Source organism: Shewanella electrica (genome assembly GCF_022321485.1).
GTDB classification, from domain to species: Bacteria; Pseudomonadota; Gammaproteobacteria; order Enterobacterales; family Shewanellaceae; genus Shewanella; species Shewanella electrica.
The window spans coordinates 1-277 of record NZ_JAKOGG010000218.1 but is presented as its reverse complement, the minus strand read 5'-3'; the positions used below and the strand labels follow the sequence as shown (position 1 = coordinate 277).

At 33.9% G+C, this 277-nt stretch carries 1 protein-coding gene; it reads left to right on the top strand.

The genetic code is table 11. From position 1 onward, the window contains the following. Positions 1-277: hypothetical protein (locus tag L9G74_RS20435; protein WP_238898597.1), on the top strand; the 277-nt coding region annotated here is incomplete at both ends.

The following is a 277-nucleotide window of genomic DNA, read 5'->3' as shown; positions in this document are numbered from 1 at the left end:
GGTGCTCAGGCATACAAAGCACAAGTAGAAAGTTTACCTGAATCAGAAAGAGCAGATGCTGCAAAAACACTATTAACTGATCATCCGGAATATATTTCAGCTACAGTTTATGGTGAAACTGATGAAGATGGTAGATATACATTGCGTTTCCCTGAAGGTACTTTAAATGATGATTATATTTATGGTTATGTAATGAATCCTGATGGAGAAGTAATTAATGCTTATTCTTCATATACAAGTCCAGAATTTAGAAGACCAAACAGTAATTTATCATGGA